Raw genomic sequence first — 16,823 nt, 5'->3', positions numbered from 1 at the left:
GACTTGCTGACAGACTGACGGCATGACCGATCAACGGCGCCAGGTGATCGTGGTGGACGCGGCCAACGTGGTCGGCTCCCGCCCGGACGGCTGGTGGCGCGACCGCGCCGGAGCCGCCCGCCGCCTCCTCGTGAAGCTCGCCGCTCTCCAGGCACGCCTTCAAGACACCACCGACATCATCGTCATCCTCGAAGGCGCCGCCCGCGCAGCCGTCTCGGGCCCCGACGCCCCCGACGTCGGCACCCTTCGCGTAGTCCTCGCCGACGGCTCCGGCGACGACACCATCGTCGCGATCACCACCGAGTCGGCCTCCCACGACGCCAATCCCGAGGTCACCGTCGTAACCGCCGACCGCGGCCTCCGCCACCGCATCGAAACCACCGGCGCCACCCCCACCGGCCCCCGCTGGCTCCTAGACCAACTCGACACCTAGCGCATGAGGCCAGCACGTCGCTGGCGCCGCTCGGCAGGGCAATGCAGGAGGGGTGCTGCCAGCGGTTCTGCGCGGCCGGTGATAGTTGTAAACCACTCGTCGGCGCCCCTCGACACCGAGGGCGCGCTGGCGTGGGTCATCGAGCAACCCGCTGTCCAGCACGCCCGGTCGGAGTCATCCGAAGCCGTCGACGCGCCGCGGGTTCCGGGGACCGACGAGCGGCTCGAGAGACGTACTCATGCCGCGAGGAACCGGTGAATGGAGTCCGCCAGCGCCTTTGGGTTCTGGACCATCGGGAGGTGCCCCGCATCGATCTTGTCCTCCCAGTTCGCGTCAAGTCGTCGTGCGAACCGTTCCTGCAGGGACAGAGGTAGTTCGCGATCCCGGGTCGTCGCGACGTAACCCCGTCGGGCAGGCCATGAAGGCGCCGCTGCCTTGTCCAGGTACAGGCCCCGCGACTCGGTCCTGAACTCAGCCACCACGCGTTCGACGACGTCATCCGGCAGTTCGTCACCAAGACCCCGACGGATCACCTTGTCGGGCGGCCGCGTGCCGACGAGGCGCATGGCTGCCGCAAGCACCCATCGGTTGGGGAGGGGCATCGCCGAGGTGAACGACTGTCCTGCCTCCGGGATGGCCGCTGTCACGGCCAAGAACCCACTGACGCGGTCGGGAACAAGCCGGGCCACTTCTGCGCCAACGACGCCTCCGACGGAATGGGCGACCACTGCGAAGATTCCTCGCGGTGCCGCCGCGATAGCCGCTTCGGCATAGCGAAGGAGCGTTGCCGACGTGCCCTCCGCGGGTCGAGGGGCGACCGTCGTCCCGACGTCGAGTAAGTCGCGCACTTCGTCCCACACCCAAGCTGGAAGGCCTGCGCCACTGATGAACAAGATCGGGTCTCGTGGAATGGTCACGTCCGAATCGTTGCTCCCCGCCATGTCACCGGTATGTCACCATTTTGTGGTGAACCGCACCGACCGGCTCTACGCCATTCGCGAGGAACTTCGAAGGGCGGGCAAGGCAGGACGAACGGCCGAGCAACTGGCGCGAACCTTCGAGGTCAGCATCCGCACGATCAAGCGGGACATCACCACCCTGCAGCACGGCGGATTCCCCCTCTGGGCGCGCCCCGGACCCGGCGGTGGATACGTGGTCGACCCACAAGCGACCCTGCCGCCGGTCAACTTCACCGAGGCAGAGATCCTCGGACTTGCAGCCGCAGTCGCTTCTCACCGTGGGCAACCATTCGAGCAGCACGCCCGTGCGGTCCTGACCAAAATCCTGAGCGTCGTGGATCGCCCCACGCGGGATCGCGCGAGTGCTCTCACCGACCGCGTCTGGACCGACCTCACCGGTAGCCCGGGGAATGCCCGGGTCAGGCGCTCGATTGAGCGGGCGCTTCAGGAACGCCGCGTGCTGGTGCTGCAGTACCAGGACCATCACGGAAAGCACACGATCCGCAAGGTCGACCCAGTGTTGATCGCTCATACCGAAGCACAGTGGTACCTCGTGGCGCACTGCCAAACCCGGGACGCGATCAGGTGGTTCCGCTTCGATCGCATCCAAGCTGCCCAGTTGACTGCGAAGAGCGCGGCTTCCGTGCCCGTCGAGTCGGTGGGCACGCCACCAGAAACGGCCCGGGCTCTCACTGACGTCTGATCCCGTCGCGCTCCCGGCAACAACGTCTCATCCAGCAACGCCTAACCAGACAGCGTGCGGGGTCGTGCACCGCGACAGCACCCGCGTCCGAGTCGGACGACCTGACCCGGCTGCGGTTGTCCGACACCGGCTCGCTCGCCGGGTGCCTCGCGTACATGGCAGAACCTGGAACCCGAGGGGCGGGAATCCAGGCGTCGGGGGGATGTTCTCAGTCGAGGAGCCAGCCGTTGCGTTCGGCTATGTGGATGGCGTCGGAGCGGGTGCGGGCGCCGGTCTTGCCGATCGCGGACCAGAGCCGGGTACGAACGACCCGCTCGGACACCTCGAGTTTGCGCGCCATCAACGCGACCGACCCACCGTCGCGCGCCGCCCGCAGGGTGTCCGTCTCGTCGTCATTGAGCGGCGTCTCGGAGTACCTGAGGTTCTCGGCCGCCAGATTGGCGTCGACCACGCGGAGTCCGAGGTGCACACGCCGTACCGCATCCGCCAACTGCGGCGCCGGGCTCCCCTTCAACGCGATCCCCTTCGCACCTGCCTCGAGCCCGCGCCGGAAGTGAATCGGCCGCCCGTACGTCGTCAGCATCACGACCCGGCACTCCGGCATCGACGTACGCAGCGTCGTGGTCACCTTGATGCTGTCCTTCCCCGGCCCCGCCGCGTCGAGCAGCGCGACGTTCGCCCGGTGCCGTTTCGCGGCGCCCACCACGTCGTCCGAACGGTTGAGCTCGGCAACGATCTCCAGGTCGCGCTCGCGCTCCAGTCCGCTTCTGAGCACGCCTCGACTGAGGATCTGGTCGTCGACCAGCAACAGCCGGATGCGTTCGGGCAAACGAGCCTCCGGGGTAACCGTCCGGGCGCCGGGGAAGTGCGTCCGGGAGGATGGGCAGGACTTCGGTTCCAGATCATGGAGTCAGCCGACACACCACGTCCAGATCAACGCCCCATCTCTACCAGATTGCGACCAGATCGCGACCGCCCAGACCCCATCCTCACGACCCGACAGCCGCCGCGAGTTTCGTACGGCCCGAGACAACGCGCCCGCACACGCTGACGTCTGGTCGGGACCACGTGATCAACGCTCGACAGGCCTGCACGAACACGGTCACGGCGAGCACAGCGCACGCCAACGAAAGCCGCAGGCACACCAAGCCGAGCCAGCTGATGTCGAGGTGCAATGCGCGATGGGCCGCAGTGAGGCGGTCGCACGTCTCGCTAGGGGCGAGGCGGGCGTACGTCGGCGAGGTGGCAAGGCGCGCGTACATCGACAGGCGGCGAGGCGGGCGCACATCGGCAGGCGGCGACGCGGGCGTACGCCGGCGGGTGGCGACGCGGGCGTACATCGACAGGCGGCGACGCGCACGTATATGGGCGGGTCGCGAGGTAGGCGTACGTCGGCGGGTGGTGAGGTCGGCGTACGTCGACGGGTGGCGAGGTCGGCGTACGTCGACGGGTGGCGAGGTCAGGGGTTGGGTTAGGCGGGGCCGGCTTGGGCTTGGGTGGTGAGGGTGGGGGTGCCGAGGGCTGGGAGGGTTAGTTGCTTGGTCACGCGGATGGTGACGGTGTCGGCGGTTACGTGACAGGCAGTGAGGTTTACATGGTGGGTGGCGGCTATTCGGTGGGCTGTGGTGCAGGGGTCGGCGGTGCCGGAGGTTAGGGAGTGGGCGGCGCTTAGGGCGGTTAGGTCGGCGGCGGCTGCTAGTTGGTGACGGGCTGTGGAGATGGATGTCCAGAGGATCGCCATGGCGACGGCCGTTGCGAGGATCAGGCAGGCGAAGAGCGTTAGGAGACTGCCGCTGCCACGCTCTGACTTCACGCGTCGCTGGGGATTGGGGTGTGTCGTCATTGGGGTGGGCTCTCGGTGGAAGGTTCGGCCTGGAGGGTGGCTTCGGCTGTTATCTGCGTTGTGGGGAACGGGGCTAGGAGGGGGCCGGAGCGGTTGGGAGTGGCGGTGACTTTGACGTGGATATCTGTGGGGGTTCGAGTGATGGTGATCGTTGCGTTCTTGGGGCCTGTGCGGCGGCCCAGCTCTTGAGCTGATTCGGGGGATTCGCCGCGGGCTACTGCGCGGGCTACGTCCCGCGCGGCGTCGGTGCACTGGATGTTGAGCACGACGGTGCCGATCAGCCAGATGCCCAGGACGAGCATCGTAAGCAGGACGGGCAGCGTAATGGCCACCTCCGCGGTCACCGCACCACGCTCACCACACCGCCGGGCCTGGTGGCGCTCGACATGCCTGTGAGTGCGGTTGCTCTGTTGCTTGGCGGGGGTGCGAGCTGGGTGGCTGGTTGTCGTCAGGTGCTGCGGGTTCCGGCGTGGCATCTGGGGTCCCCTTGCGTTGGCCGACGCGGCGAGCGCTGGAGTGGTGTCGTGGCGGCGCTTGGATTGGTGGGGTGGGAGCGCTTGGGCTGGTGGCGCGGCGGCCCTTGGGTTGGGAGGTTGTCTCCGCCCTGGTTGGAGATCCGTCGCGGAGTCTTGCGGGTGGCCCGGATCCGTCGGGCCGCTGTCGCGTCGTACTGCGGCGCGCGCTGTGGTTGTGGTCGCCGTTCGGGGATTGGTACGGCGGGGGTTATGCCCTGGTGTGGTTGGGGTGGGGTCGGTCGCGGGGAGGGGGGTGCGACCGACCCCGGTCCGGTTAGAGCTGGACGCCTTCTACGCCGGCTAGTTGGAGGGCGTAGTTGATGAGGGCTTTGAGGGCGTTCAGCATGGCGTCGGACTTGAGGAGGGCTACGAGGATTCCGCCTAGGCCGCAGACTGCTACGACGCTGACGGCGTACTCGGCGGTGGCTGCTCCGCGTTCCGAGCGGCGGAGGGATCGGCGCTTGGTGGGAAGGCGGAGGGCTTTGTGGGCGGGGTGGGTGGAGGTGGGGGTCGGCTCGGCGGTTTGCATTGGTGCCTCCAGGGTTCGTGTCCGGGTGTCCGGATCTGTTGCTGACAAGGTGCCGTTGTTGGAGGCCTTTTTTTCAAGGAGATTCTGGGTTGGGGACAACTTGTTGCCTGTGGCTCCTATTGGCGGGTTAGGTACGGGATCAGGGCGTCGGCGATGGTAGGGACGATGGACAGGAGGATGAAGGCTGGGAGGAAGCAGAGGCCTAGGGGCAGGGCAGTTCGGGACTCGATGGCGCGGGCCGCTTGGTCGGCGGCGTGGTGGTGGGCCTGACGGGTGTCGTCGGCCAGGTGTTCGAGGGTCTTGGAGAGCGGGGCGCCCGAGCGGAGGGAACGGTCGATGGCTCGTGCGAAGGGGGCGCAAGCTGGTTCGGCGCGCAGGTGGGACCAGGCGTCGATTGGGTCGGCGCCTAGGGACAGGTGATGGGCGACCTTGGTGAAGAGGTCGGCCAGGGGGCCGCGGATGGCGGCGGCGACTGTGGTGAGGGCTTGTTGGGGTGGGCGGCCGGCGCGGAGGCAGGCGGCTAGGAGATCTACGGCCAGGGGGAGATCTCGGGTGAGTTGTGCGGTTCGTTGCTTGGTGGCGGCTGGTTCAAGGCGGGCTAGCGCCTTGGGGATGAGGTAGACGGCCGCGGCGGCGAGCGGGATGGACCACGGCATGCCGAAGAGGAAGAGGAGGCCGAGAGCGGCGAGGGTGGCTGCTAGTTGGTGTCGGCGGGGCGGGCGGGGTCGGGGGCGGCGGGGTCGGTGGGTGAGACGGCGGAGGGATGGTTGGGCGGGCAGCAAGAGGTACGACGCGAGTGCTGCGGCTGTGGCTGCCAGGACAGTGCTCATGGGGTCAGGGCTCGCTAGGTGGCTGGGAGTTTGGCTAGGTGGGTGGTCCAGTGGAGGCCGGCGGTCGTCAGGGCTAGGCCGACGGTTAGGCAAAGCCAGCCGGTGGGGGTTGTGGTGAGGAAGGTGAGGGGGTTGGCGCCCAGGGAGTAGCCGAGGGCAATGCCGAAGATGGGGAGCAGGGCCAGGATGCGGGCGGTGGAACGAGCACCGGCGAGGCTGGCGGCGGTTTGGCGGTGGATGGACTCGTCGGCCCGGAGGGATTGGGCGAGGCGGTCGGTGAGGGTGGCGAAGGCGGCGCCGGATTCGTCGGCGACTCGCCAAGAGGCTGCGAGGGCGCGGAGGCCTTCGGCGCCGGGGGATTCTGCGGCGAGCTCGAGGGCGCCGGGGATGTCTCCGCCGAGTTTGGCGGCGGCGTGGGCGACTTGGAAGTCGGGGCAGATGGTTGCGGCGCCTTCCAATGCCTCGATGGGTGGGCGGCCGGCGGTGAGGTCGGCGGCGAGTACGTCGAGGGCTTCGATGATGTTGGCGCGGCGGGCGGCGGTGGTTGTGCGTTGGCGGTGTTGGGTTCGTTGGTTGTGGACGAGCCAGGTGATGGCGGCCAGGGCGGCGACGGACACCAGGAACTGCATGCCAAAGATCAAGCTGGTGAGTGCGGCTGGTGGCGCGAGGAGCCACACGCGACGTTGCTGCGAGCGGGCGACGGCGAGTCGGGGGAAGCGTCGCCGGGCGGCCGCGGGTGTTGGGGTGGCTGCGGCAGGCGGAGGGACCGCGGAGGCGCCTTGGGGTGGATGAGGGGTCAGGCGGTGGAGGGCTCGATGGCGGGCGGGGAGAAGTAGGTGGAGGGTGAGGAGGACCAGGAGGCTGGAGAGCAGGGCGGGAGTCATGCGGCGGCGGGGTGGGGGTTGGTGAAGCGATGGGCGGGCGGGTGGAGGGTGAGGGTGTTGTTGGGGTGGTGGAAGGTGACGGCTGGGCGGGTGACTACTTGGCCGGTCGGGAGGCGGTCGAAGACTTGGATCTCGGCGATTCGGCGGGGGCCGTCGGCGGGGCGGGTCAGGTGGATGACGGCGTGGAGGGCGGAGGCGACCTGGCTGTGGACGGCTTCTCGGGTGAGGCCGGCTAGGGCGCCCAAGGCTTCCAGACGGGCCGGGACGTCGGTGGCCGAGTTGGCGTGGACGGTGCCGCAGCCGCCTTCGTGGCCGGTGTTCAAGGCGGTCAGCAGGTCGACGACCTCGGGTCCGCGAACCTCACCGACCACGAGGCGATCGGGGCGCATGCGGAGGGCCTGGCGGACCAGGTCTCGGAGAGAGATCTCGCCGCTTCCCTCTACGTTCGGTGGTCGTGCCTCGAGGCGGACGACGTGGGGATGGTTCGGGCGCAGCTCTCCGGCGTCCTCGACGAGGACGAGCCGTTCCGAGGGATCCACCAAGGACAGCAGGGAATTCAGCAGCGTGGTCTTCCCAGTACCCGTGCCACCGCTGATCAGGAAGGCCAATCGCGCATCGACCAAGTCACGCAGGATCGTCGCACCGGCCGGCGGCAGCGCACCTGCAGCGACCAAGTCGTCGAGCGTGAAGACCTTCCTGGACGGGACGCGCAACGACAGACAGGTGCCTGGCGCGGCGACCGGCGCAAGTACGGCGTGGAAGCGGGTGCCGTCGGAGAGGCGCACGTCGACGTACGGCGTGGCGTCGTCGAGTCGGCGACCTGCGGCCGCGGCCAACCGGGTGGCGAGACGGCGGATAGCAGGCTCGTCGCCGGTGCGGACCAGCACGCGTTCGAGGCCGGAACCACGGTCGACGTACACCTCGTCGGGACCGTTCACCAGGATGTCGGTGATACCCGGCTCGGACAGCAGGCTGTCGAGCGGGCCCGCACCCAACGCCTCCCGGCGGAGTGCCGCGACCACGGCGAGCACGATCGCGTCGCCGTAGACGCCGCCATCCGCCCGGAGAGCAGCAGCGACGCGAGCAGGTGTCGGCTCCGCACCGGTGACGGCCAAGGTCGCCCGGACACGATCGATGAGTACGGCGGAGGCACTCATGCCGCCGCCGCTGAGTAGAGGCCGAACAGATCCAGGAGCTCCGACGCCGCACGACCGAGAGGCCCACGCGGACGCGGATCGAACCGCCCCTGATCCATCGCCGCCGGCAGATCCCGCTCGTAACCAACTCTCGTTGCCAATGGCAATGATAGGTGCGCCGCGACGTCAGCAGCAGACAGCCCGTTCACCCGCGGATCCCGCGCCACCACCCGAAGATCACCGGCGACGTCGCGCAGCGGACCGACCAACCGATGCGCCGCGGCGACCGACCTGACATCGCACGGTACGACGAGCAGCGTCGCGCCGGCGCGGACGAAACCTTCCTCCACCGCCGGATCCGCCCGCCGAGGCAGGTCGACGACGACCAGATCGCTGCTGCGTTGGGCCGCGCTCAGCACCGAACTCATCGTCTCCGGCGGCAGGACGGTCACATCGGACCGATCCCACGACAACACCGCCAGCCCGTTCACCGACGGCAAGGCGGACCGCAGCGCAGCAGCACTTACCCGGCCGGACGCGTTGAGCAACTTCGGCCAGCGATCGCCGACATCCTGCTCGATCCCCAGCGCCAACTCGATGCCGCCGCCGAGTGGATCGCCGTCGATCAGCATCGTGCGATACCCACGCCGGTTCCCGAACACGGCCACCGCCGAGGCGAGCGTGGTCGCTCCCGCTCCCCCGCAGCCGCCCACGAACGCGAGCGTCAACGCAGTCCGGACCTCGCCATCCAAGGCATCGGCCAACTTGTCGCCCAAGGCGGACTCGTCCGTGGGTAACCGGAACACCGACTCCGCGCCGATGTCGAAGGCACACCGGTACACGTCGTCACCGCCGGCGAACCCGGCGACGACGACGCCGGATCGCCGTACCGGTTGGGTTCGGGCGAGTGGCTCGGCCAGGTCGTGGCCGACCACGACCAGGGAGCCGGCGTGCCAGCTGCGGCGGAGGCCGAGCAGGTCGTGCTCGACCAGTGGGGTGATCGAGGCCGCCGCGGCCAGCCGGAGCAGGTCGTCGAGCAGCAGGTCGTCAGTAGTTGCCAAGAGCACTGAAGTCGAAGAAGTGTCCATGCCTAGAAGATGCCGTCGTCGCGGCATCCTCCGGCCAACGCACTGAATCCCTGTGGACAAAGGCCTGTCGGGTTTCCGTCAGCAGCGGGAATCCGCCATCGCCAGCCCGCGACCAACCCGCCGGGAACGGTTACGGTTCCTTTCGAAGCGTCTTTAACTAAATTTCACCGGACCGCTTCCGTCCCAGCTCCGGAGGACCGCCCATGAGTCGACTACGCATGCTCGCCGCCACCGCAACCGTCGCCGCCACCGCCCTGATCACCGCCGCCGGCGTCTCCCTCGCCAGCCCCGAGACGGCCCAGGCCCCGGCCGCCACGAGCGGTGGGGTGAAGACGGCGTACTTCACCCAGTGGGGGATCTACGCCAACGCGTTCTACCCGAAGAACCTGATCACTACCGGCGCGGCCGGCAAGCTGGACTTCCTGAACTACGCGTTCGCGAACATCCACCCGACCGACCACACCTGCTTCATGGCGAACAAGGCTGCCTCGCAGGACGAGAACAACCCGAACGCGGGTGACGGCGCCGGCGACGCGTTCGCCGACTACGGCAAGTCGTACGGCGCGGACATCAGCGTCGACGGGGTCGGCGACGTCTGGAACCAGCCGATCCAGGGCAACTTCAACCAACTGAAGAAGCTCAAGGCGCAGTTCCCGAACCTGAAGATCCTGATCTCGATCGGCGGCTGGACGTACTCGAAGTACTTCTCCGACGCCGCCTCCACCGACGCCAAGCGCAAGACGTTCGTCAGCTCCTGCGTGAACATGTTCCTCAAGGGCGACCTCCCGGTAATCGACGGCTTCGGCGGTCCCGGCACGGCCTCCGGCATCTTCGACGGCATCGACCTCGACTGGGAGTACCCGGGCTCGCCGAACGGCCACGTCGGCAACCACTGGAGTCCCGCCGACAAGCAGAACTTCACCCTGCTGCTGGCCGAGTTCCGGTCCCAGCTGAACGCGTACGGCGGCCAGACCGGCAAGCGCTACTACCTGACCGCCGCCACCCCGGCCGGCCAGGACAAGATCGCCACGATCGAGACCGACAAGATCGGCCAGTACCTCGACTACAACAACGTGATGACGTACGACATGCACGGCGGCTGGGACGCCACCGGGCCGACGAACTTCCAGGACCCGCTCTACCAGGCCCCGGACGACCCGAGCACACCGATCCCGCCCGGCTCGGCCAAGTACTCGATCGACGGCGCGATCAAGGCGTGGACCACCGGCGACCCGGCGTACGGCATCCCCGGCGGCTTCCCGGCGAACAAGCTGACGATCGGATATCCCTTCTACTACAGGGGCTGGAAGGGCGTTCCGAGTACGGCGAACGGCAAGTACCAGCCCGCCACCGGACCGGCCGACGGGCACGCGATGAGCGGCAATGTGCCCGGTGTCTCCTTCTACAAGGAGCTCGTCGGGTTCGTGGACGATCCGTCGGCGACGTACTTCGACGAGACCACCAAGGCGTCGTGGTTCTACCGCAACGGCACCTTCTGGACCGGTGACAACGCCCAGTCGATCAAGGCCAAGGCGGACTACCAGCACTGCAACGGCCTGGCCGGCGCGATGATGTACTCCCTCGAGGCACTCGACCCGAACGTCACCCTCTTCAACCACGTGGTGAACGCAGTCAACGCGGAGACCCCAGGCTGCAGCGGCCCGAACCCGACGCCGACGCCCACTCCGACGCCCACTCCGACACCGACCCCCACTCCCACGCCGACACCGACGCCGACTCCCACCCCGACGCCGACCTCGACGCCTCCGACGGCCACCCCGTGGGCGCCGAACACGACGTACGCGACCGGTGCGCTGGTGAGCTACAACGGCCTCACCTACAAGTGCATCCAGGGGCACACCTCCCTGACCGGCTGGGAGCCACTGAACGTCCCCGCACTCTGGGGCCGAGTCTGATCACGTACCGCCCACTGATCGGAGCAATCATGAAACGCATCTCGATGGCTCTAGCGGCTGTCATTGCAGTAGTACTGGCACTTCTGATCGCGCCGGCTGCGAACGCGGCCGGTGTCACCGCAGCCTTCACCAAGGTGTCCGACTGGGGCAGCGGGTTCGAGGGCAAGGTGACTGTCACCAACGGCACCACGAGCTCGGTGAGCACCTGGTCGGTCGCGCTCGACTTCCCGTCCGGCTACACCATCAGTAGCTCGTGGGACGCTACCAGGAGCAGCAGCGGCCAGACACACACGTTCACGCCGCCGAGCTGGGCCGGACCGCTCGCACCGGGCGCCAGCGTCACCTTCGGCTTCAACGGCAGCCCAGGCAACTTCCCAGGGCTCACAGCCTGCCGGCTGAACGGCGGCTCCTGCACTGGCGGCGGTGGCGGCACCCCACCGGGCGCACCGACAGGTCTGTCCGGTACGGCGACCTCGTCGTCGGTCAGCCTCAGTTGGTCCGCGGCAAGCGGTGCAACGAGCTACAGCGTGTACCGCAACGGCACGAAGGTCGGCTCCCCGACCGGTACGTCGTACACGGACTCCGGGCTGACCGCGAACACGACGTACAGCTACCAGGTCAGTGCGTCCAACAGCGCGGGTGAAGGGCCGAAGAGCAGCAGCATCTCGGTGACGACGACCACCGGTGGCGGCAACCCCGGCACCCGGCGGGCGGCGCCGTACCTCTACATGGGCTGGGGTGACCCGCCGAACCCGGCGACCGTCATGAACGCGACCGGCATCAGGTGGTTCACCATGGCGTTCATCCTGTCGTCCGGTGGCTGCAACCCGGCATGGGACGGCAGCAGGCCGCTGCAGGGCAGTGCGGACGCCAACGCGATCGCACAGATCCGCGCCGCCGGCGGCGACATCGTGCCGTCGATCGGCGGCTGGAGCGGCAACAAGCTCGGCCCGAACTGCAGTACGCCGGAGGCGCTCGCCGGCGCGTACCAGCAGGTGATCAACGCCTACAACCTGAAGGCGATCGACGTCGACATCGAGAACAGCGACGAGTTCGAGAACGAGGTCGTCCAGGACCGCATCCTGAACGCGCTCAAGATCGTCAAGCAGAACAACCCGGGGATCCAGACGATCCTCACCTTCGGTACGACGACCAGCGGCCCGAACTACTGGGGCAACCGGCTGATCGAGCGGTCCGCGGCTCTCGGCGCGAACATCGACATCTACACGCTGATGCCGTTCGACTTCGGCAGCTCGAACATCCAGCAGGACACCATCAACGCGTCCGTCGGCCTGAACAACAAGCTGAAGGCGACCTTCGGCTGGACCACCGCGCAGGCCTACGCGCACCAGGGCATCTCCGGCATGAACGGTCTGTCCGACCAGCAGGAGATGACCACCACGGCGACCTGGCAGAACATCACCAACTGGGCCAAGTCGAACGGGCTCGGCCGGCTGGCGTTCTGGTCGGTCAACCGCGACCGCCCGTGCCCGGGTGGCGGCGTGGTCTCGAACTGCTCCGGCATCTCGCAGCCCGAGTGGGAGTTCACCCGGATCACGGCCGGGTTCTGACAGCGGTACGGCGACGTGCGGGCAGCAACCCGCGCGTCGCCGTACTCAGCCGGACTTCAGAGCCTCGACGATGAGGGCGTTGCGGGCGTTCTGGCCCAGCGGGATCGACGGGTGCAGGCCGTCGCGGAGGTACTTGGCGAGGCGGTTGGGCTTGGCGGCCAGGTGCTCGGCCCAGCGGATCACGCGGAGGTTCTCGTGGCGGCGCTGCGCCTCGGCGAGCTGGAGGTTGATCCAGGCGCTGTTCCGCTGGTCGGAGACTTGGACGCCGGGACCGTGCCCGGTCCGGGCGGCCTGGATGTTGACCCAGAAGACCGTCCGCTCGGCGCCGACGATCTGCATGGTCCGCTCGACCTGGGCGGCCACCGCGGGCGGGGTGAAGATGTCGTTGGAGCCGACCGACATCAGGATGCGGTGCGGCAGGCCGTAGTCCTGGGCCCAGGTGTCGAGGGCGTCGACGGCGGGCGTGACCGGGCGGCCGGCCCAGTTGTGCACGGCGATGTGAATGCCGTGCGCGGTCAGCTGCTTGGCCAGCGACGGTCCGTCCTGGACGCCGATGCTGTCGCCGAACATGAAGACGCCGTCGGTCTCCCGCGCCTTGCGGATCTGCGACTCGGCCGAGATCGCGCGCGCCTGCCGCTCCCAAGCGCCCAGCACTCCCGACCCGTACGCGCCGGTGGAGCCGAGCTCGCCGGCCGAGGCCGTTGCAGCCGACGCAACCGTCGACGCAGCGGCAGCCGTGCCGGCTGCGAACAGCAGGCGCCGGCTCGGGCGGATCGAACTGAGACGCTTCCTCACGGAGGAAACTGTGCGGTGGAAAGCCCTCTCACTGCAAGTCGACACCGGGAAAATTGGACCAACGCTACGAAAGTCACGGTCAGACTCAGGCCGACCGCACCGGTTGCGACCGGACGAAGTCGCGGAACCGCTCGGCAGCCGGCGTGAGCTGCGCCCGCAACCGCCACGCCATCCCGATCTCCCGCCGCGCCCGCACCCCGGCGAGCGGGATCGACACCGCCCCACTCTCGTTCCCGCGCACCGCACCGGACGGCAACACCGCCACCCCGAGCCCGGCACCGACCAGACTGTCGATGGTCGCGAGGTCGGTCGCCTCGAACGCCAGCCGCGGCGTGAACCCAGCCGCGCGGCACAGCTCCTCACTGATCCGCCGGAACCCGAACCCAGGCCGCAGCCCGACGAACTGCTCGTCAGCGGCCGCAGCCAACTCCACCCGCCGCCGCGACGCCAGCGGATGACCGGGCGGGACATGCAGGCACAGCCGCTGCTGCTCGAGCAGGTGCCACCCGAACAGCTCCGGATCCGGCCGCGGCGCGATGATGCCGATCTCCGCCTCCCCACTCTCCAGGTCCTGGACGATGTCATGCGCCGGCTCCTGCCGCAGCGCGAACCGGACGCTCGGCGCCTGCGAGCGGAACGCCTTCAGCAGGTCCGGCACCAGGCTGGTCGCGACCGAGTGCAGGAACCCGAGCCGCACTGTCCCCGACTCCGGGTCGAGCAGCGCGTCGATGCGCTGACGTGCACTGTCGACAGCCGCCGTACCGGCGCGGGCAGCCTCCAGGACGACGCGCCCGTACGGGTTCAGCCGCAAGCCTCGGTGCTCGCGCTCGAAGAGTTGCACTCCGAACGCGCTCTCGACGCGACGAAGCGAGCGGGACAGGTTGGGCTGGCTCGTCCCCAGTACGGCGGCCGCTTCGGTCAGATGCTCGGTCTCGGCGAGGACGATGAACGAGCGCAGGTCTTCGACATGCATACGAGAAGCGTATCGATTACTGCTGAGATCGACATTTTACGTATCGCACAATGCGTGGCACGGTCGAAGGCATGCACACTTCCGTCGCCGCGCAGCCCGGCTACCGGCCAGGCGAGGCCGGCTACCGCCGGCTGTCCATCGCCCTGTTCGCGGCGGGCCTGGCGACGTTCGCACTGCTCTACAGCACCCAGCCGCTGCTCCCCGAGCTCGTCGATGCGTTCAAGGTCTCGCCGAGCCAGAGCGCGTTCACGGTGTCGCTGGCCACGCTCGGACTCGGCATCGCGCTGCTGATCGCAGGTCCCGCCTCCGAGGTGATCGGACGCACCACTCTGATGCGCTGGTCGGTCGCCGCCACCTCCGTCATTGCCCTGCTGTGTGCAGTAGCGCCGACCTGGCACGCGCTGCTCGCCCTCCGCGGCCTCCAAGGCATCGCGATGGCCGGTCTGCCCGCTGTCGCCATGGCATACCTCCGCGAGGAGGTGCACCAAGACAGCCACGCCCGCGCCAGCGGCCTCTACATCGCGGGTACGGCGGTTGGCGGCATGGCCGGCCGCCTCGTCGCAGGTGGGCTCGCCGACCTCGGCGGCTGGCGATTCGCGGCCGGCGGCATCGCAGTCGTCGGTGTCCTGTGCGCCGCCGTGGTCTGGCTGCTGCTGCCCGCCTCCCAGAACTTCCAGCCGGCCCCGGCCAGCCCGCGGCAGTTGCTGACCCAGACCGGCCGCGTACTGCGGGACCCGGCCTTGCTGGCGCTCTACGGGATCGCTGCCACCGCGGTCGGCGCGTTCGTCGCTGTGTACAACGGAGCCGTGTTCCGGCTGTCCGGAGCGCCGTACGACCTGAGCGCGGGAGCGGCTGGGCTGGTGTTCACCGTCTATCTGCTCGGGTCGGCTGGTTCGGCTACGGCAGGGTGGCTTGCTGACCGGTACGGGCGGCGGGCGGTTGTCCCGGCGGGCTGTCTTGTCACGCTGGCCGGAGTGGCCGTCACCCTTGCTGCGCCGCTGCCGCTGATTGTGGTCGGGCTCGCACTGATGACGGCCGGCTTCTTCGCCGTACATGGTGTGGCCAGCGGTTGGGTGGCCGCCCGGGCACACGCAGGTGGCGGTGGGACCGGGCAGGCGGCCAGCCTCTACCTGTTCTCGTTCTATCTCGGCTCGTCGGTGTTCGGCGGGTTGGCCGGGGCTGCGTGGACGCACGGGGGCTGGAGTGGGGTGGCGCTGGAGGCGTGTGTGCTCTTCCTCATCACTCTCCTGCTGGCCGTACTCCTCAAGGCCGTTCCCAGCAAGGTGCGAAACTAGCCAGGTGACCAGAGCGATCGAGGCAGCCGACCAGTTGGGCCTGAGCTACGAGGTGACCAGGCACGGGCGGGTCAACTCGCTCGAGGAGGCCGCGGCGGCGCGGGGCATCGAGCCGGCCAGCCTGATCAAGACGATCGTGGTCCGGCTGTCCGACGACGACTACCGCTTCGTACTGGTCCCCGGCGATCGGGAGATCGCGTGGCCGAAGCTGCGCACGCTGCTCGGGGTCAACCGGATCTCGATGCCGGACAAGGACACTGCGTTCGACGTGACCGGGTACGTCCGCGGCACCATCACTCCGCTCGGCAGCACGCACGCCTGGCCGGTGATCGCCGACGAGCGCATCACCGGCACGATCTCCCTCGGCGGCGGCGACCACGGCGTCGGCATCACCGTCAATGCCGACGACCTGGTCAAATCATTGAAGGCAGTAGTAGCAGACGTCACCGACTAGGCGAGGAGGCCGCGTTGGCCGGCGCGGAGGCCGGCCTGGAAGCGGGTGGTCGCGTCCAGCGCCTTGAGGATCCGCTGCATCCGGCGCTCGACCGTCCGCTGCGCCACCCCGAGCCGCCGAGCGATCGCCTGGTCCGTCAACCCCGCCGCGGCGAGCGCCAGCAGCTGCTGGTCCTCACCCCTCAGCGGCCCCTCCGAGGCCGAAGGTGCAAGCGGGCTCGCCTGCTGCCACAGCAGCTCGAACAACCGCAGCAGTCCATCAAGCAGGCTGGACGGCCCCACTTCGACGACCACCTCCGGACTGGTCGGCAGCAGCCCAGTACGGCGATCCACCAGAACCAACTCGAGCGGTACGTCGCGCAGGATCCGGCAACCCACCGACCGGGCAGCCGCCAGATCGGTGGGCTCCGACACCGACGCCATGTCGTAGATCACCCGGCACGAGACGCCGCGAACGGGCGTGACGACGTACGCAGGCCGGTTGAGGACGAGCACCTCGTCCTGCGCACACGCCTGCGCCTGGTAGAACCGTTGAGCGATCGCCTCGGATCCGCGGATCACCGTGAACGCGCCATGCCGAGCACGGAACTCCGCAGTGAGCACCGAGGCACCCAGCCGGGCCTCGACGATGGCTGCCTGCTTCCGGAGTGCCAAGAGCTCGACCGCGGCCTCCGGCACGGCCGGGACGTAGCGAGCAGGCCGCCCCGGAGTACGAGACGCCAGGCCGAGTGACAGCAGTGACCGCAGGTGCCTGCCGACGCGCGTCGCAGGCCAACCGGTGTCACGTGCAAGGGCGACAGTCGTGGACTCCGGTCGGGCCAGAAGCGCCCGGTAGAGCTGCTCGTCCTGCGAGCAGACACCAAGCGCTTCCAGCACCGGAGCCGGTCGGTAACTGTGCAT

18 protein-coding genes are annotated in these 16,823 nt (G+C 68.7%); 6 read left to right on the top strand and 12 right to left on the bottom strand.

Translation table 11 applies throughout. The annotated features are described in order from the left end of the window. Nucleotides 1-22 precede the first annotated feature (22 nt). Nucleotides 23-433 carry a hypothetical protein gene (locus tag ACIBGM_RS13705; RefSeq protein WP_360527225.1) on the top strand — a complete coding sequence of 137 codons (411 nt, stop codon included), beginning with the start codon at nucleotides 23-25 and terminating at the stop codon, nucleotides 431-433. A gap of 236 nt (nucleotides 434-669) precedes the next feature. Here ACIBGM_RS13705 and ACIBGM_RS13700 read toward each other — a convergent pair whose 3' ends face one another. Continuing rightward, entirely contained in the window at nucleotides 670-1,350 is a 681-nt protein-coding gene (locus ACIBGM_RS13700; RefSeq protein WP_360527222.1) for an alpha/beta hydrolase, read from the bottom strand. Between the two features lie 49 nt (nucleotides 1,351-1,399). Here ACIBGM_RS13700 and ACIBGM_RS13695 point away from each other — a divergent pair, with 49 nt between their 5' ends. Then, nucleotides 1,400-2,095, top strand: coding sequence for a WYL domain-containing protein (locus ACIBGM_RS13695; RefSeq protein WP_360527219.1), 696 nt, complete (start codon nucleotides 1,400-1,402; stop codon nucleotides 2,093-2,095). Nucleotides 2,096-2,303: 208 nt separating this feature from the next. Here the strand turns inward: ACIBGM_RS13695 and ACIBGM_RS13690 are convergent, their stop codons facing one another. The 8 genes from ACIBGM_RS13690 to ssd all read right to left on the bottom strand — a co-directional run bounded on the left by ACIBGM_RS13690 (nucleotide 2,304) and on the right by ssd (nucleotide 8,920). Continuing rightward, on the bottom strand, nucleotides 2,304-2,924 hold the full coding sequence (locus tag ACIBGM_RS13690) for a response regulator transcription factor (protein WP_360527216.1): 621 nt from the start codon (nucleotides 2,922-2,924) through the stop codon (nucleotides 2,304-2,306). A 642-nt stretch (nucleotides 2,925-3,566) separates the two neighbouring features. After that, the gene (locus tag ACIBGM_RS13685) at nucleotides 3,567-3,938 is read right to left on the bottom strand and encodes an Rv3654c family TadE-like protein (protein WP_360527213.1); all 372 of its coding nucleotides are present in this window, start codon (nucleotides 3,936-3,938) and stop codon (nucleotides 3,567-3,569) included. Next, nucleotides 3,935-4,282 (bottom strand): TadE family type IV pilus minor pilin, encoded by a 348-nt coding sequence (locus ACIBGM_RS13680; RefSeq protein ID WP_360527210.1) that lies wholly within the window; start codon nucleotides 4,280-4,282, stop codon nucleotides 3,935-3,937. The genes ACIBGM_RS13685 and ACIBGM_RS13680 overlap by 4 nt, the downstream gene beginning before the upstream one ends. Before the next feature lie 445 nt (nucleotides 4,283-4,727). Further along, on the bottom strand, nucleotides 4,728-4,982 hold the full coding sequence (locus ACIBGM_RS13675) for a DUF4244 domain-containing protein (RefSeq protein ID WP_360527207.1): 255 nt from the start codon (nucleotides 4,980-4,982) through the stop codon (nucleotides 4,728-4,730). Between the two features lie 116 nt (nucleotides 4,983-5,098). After that, entirely contained in the window at nucleotides 5,099-5,812 is a 714-nt protein-coding gene (locus tag ACIBGM_RS13670) for a type II secretion system F family protein (RefSeq protein WP_360527204.1), read from the bottom strand. A 14-nt stretch (nucleotides 5,813-5,826) separates the two neighbouring features. Further along, nucleotides 5,827-6,441, bottom strand: a complete 615-nt coding sequence (locus ACIBGM_RS13665; protein WP_360527200.1) for a type II secretion system F family protein — start codon at nucleotides 6,439-6,441, stop codon at nucleotides 5,827-5,829. A 251-nt stretch (nucleotides 6,442-6,692) separates the two neighbouring features. Next, the gene (locus tag ACIBGM_RS13660; RefSeq protein WP_360527197.1) at nucleotides 6,693-7,853 is read right to left on the bottom strand and encodes a TadA family conjugal transfer-associated ATPase; all 1,161 of its coding nucleotides are present in this window, start codon (nucleotides 7,851-7,853) and stop codon (nucleotides 6,693-6,695) included. Further along, the gene (ssd, locus tag ACIBGM_RS13655) at nucleotides 7,850-8,920 is read right to left on the bottom strand and encodes a septum site-determining protein Ssd (protein WP_360527195.1); all 1,071 of its coding nucleotides are present in this window, start codon (nucleotides 8,918-8,920) and stop codon (nucleotides 7,850-7,852) included. Before ssd ends, ACIBGM_RS13660 begins: the two co-directional genes overlap by 4 nt. A 203-nt stretch (nucleotides 8,921-9,123) precedes the next feature. Between ssd and ACIBGM_RS13650 the strand changes: the two genes are divergently transcribed. After that, nucleotides 9,124-10,836, top strand: a complete 1,713-nt coding sequence (locus ACIBGM_RS13650; RefSeq protein WP_360527191.1) for a glycosyl hydrolase family 18 protein — start codon at nucleotides 9,124-9,126, stop codon at nucleotides 10,834-10,836. A 29-nt stretch (nucleotides 10,837-10,865) separates the two neighbouring features. Then, nucleotides 10,866-12,407: a cellulose binding domain-containing protein gene (locus ACIBGM_RS13645; protein WP_360527188.1), complete on the top strand. Its 1,542-nt coding sequence runs from the start codon at nucleotides 10,866-10,868 to the stop codon at nucleotides 12,405-12,407. Nucleotides 12,408-12,452: 45 nt separating this feature from the next. Here ACIBGM_RS13645 and ACIBGM_RS13640 read toward each other — a convergent pair whose 3' ends face one another. Continuing rightward, entirely contained in the window at nucleotides 12,453-13,202 is a 750-nt protein-coding gene (locus tag ACIBGM_RS13640) for a hypothetical protein (RefSeq protein ID WP_396385618.1), read from the bottom strand. Nucleotides 13,203-13,287: 85 nt separating this feature from the next. Next, nucleotides 13,288-14,175, bottom strand: coding sequence for a LysR family transcriptional regulator (locus ACIBGM_RS13635; protein WP_360527182.1), 888 nt, complete (start codon nucleotides 14,173-14,175; stop codon nucleotides 13,288-13,290). A 71-nt stretch (nucleotides 14,176-14,246) separates the two neighbouring features. Between ACIBGM_RS13635 and ACIBGM_RS13630 the strand changes: the two genes are divergently transcribed. Both ACIBGM_RS13630 and ACIBGM_RS13625 read left to right on the top strand, forming a co-directional pair. After that, on the top strand, nucleotides 14,247-15,470 hold the full coding sequence (locus tag ACIBGM_RS13630) for an MFS transporter (protein ID WP_360527179.1): 1,224 nt from the start codon (nucleotides 14,247-14,249) through the stop codon (nucleotides 15,468-15,470). Nucleotides 15,471-15,474: 4 nt separating this feature from the next. Continuing rightward, a complete protein-coding gene (locus ACIBGM_RS13625; protein WP_360527175.1) occupies nucleotides 15,475-15,924 on the top strand; it encodes a YbaK/EbsC family protein in 450 nt (149 codons plus the stop codon). Here ACIBGM_RS13625 and ACIBGM_RS13620 read toward each other — a convergent pair. Further along, nucleotides 15,921-16,823, bottom strand: coding sequence for a helix-turn-helix domain-containing protein (locus tag ACIBGM_RS13620; RefSeq protein WP_360527172.1), 903 nt, complete (start codon nucleotides 16,821-16,823; stop codon nucleotides 15,921-15,923). The genes ACIBGM_RS13625 and ACIBGM_RS13620 overlap by 4 nt on opposite strands.

Source organism: Kribbella sp. NPDC050470, assembly GCF_044458365.1.
In the GTDB taxonomy this organism is placed as follows: Bacteria; Actinomycetota; Actinomycetes; order Propionibacteriales; family Kribbellaceae; genus Kribbella.
The sequence above is the reverse complement of the archived record's forward strand: the minus strand, read 5'-3'. Positions and strand labels throughout refer to the sequence as shown.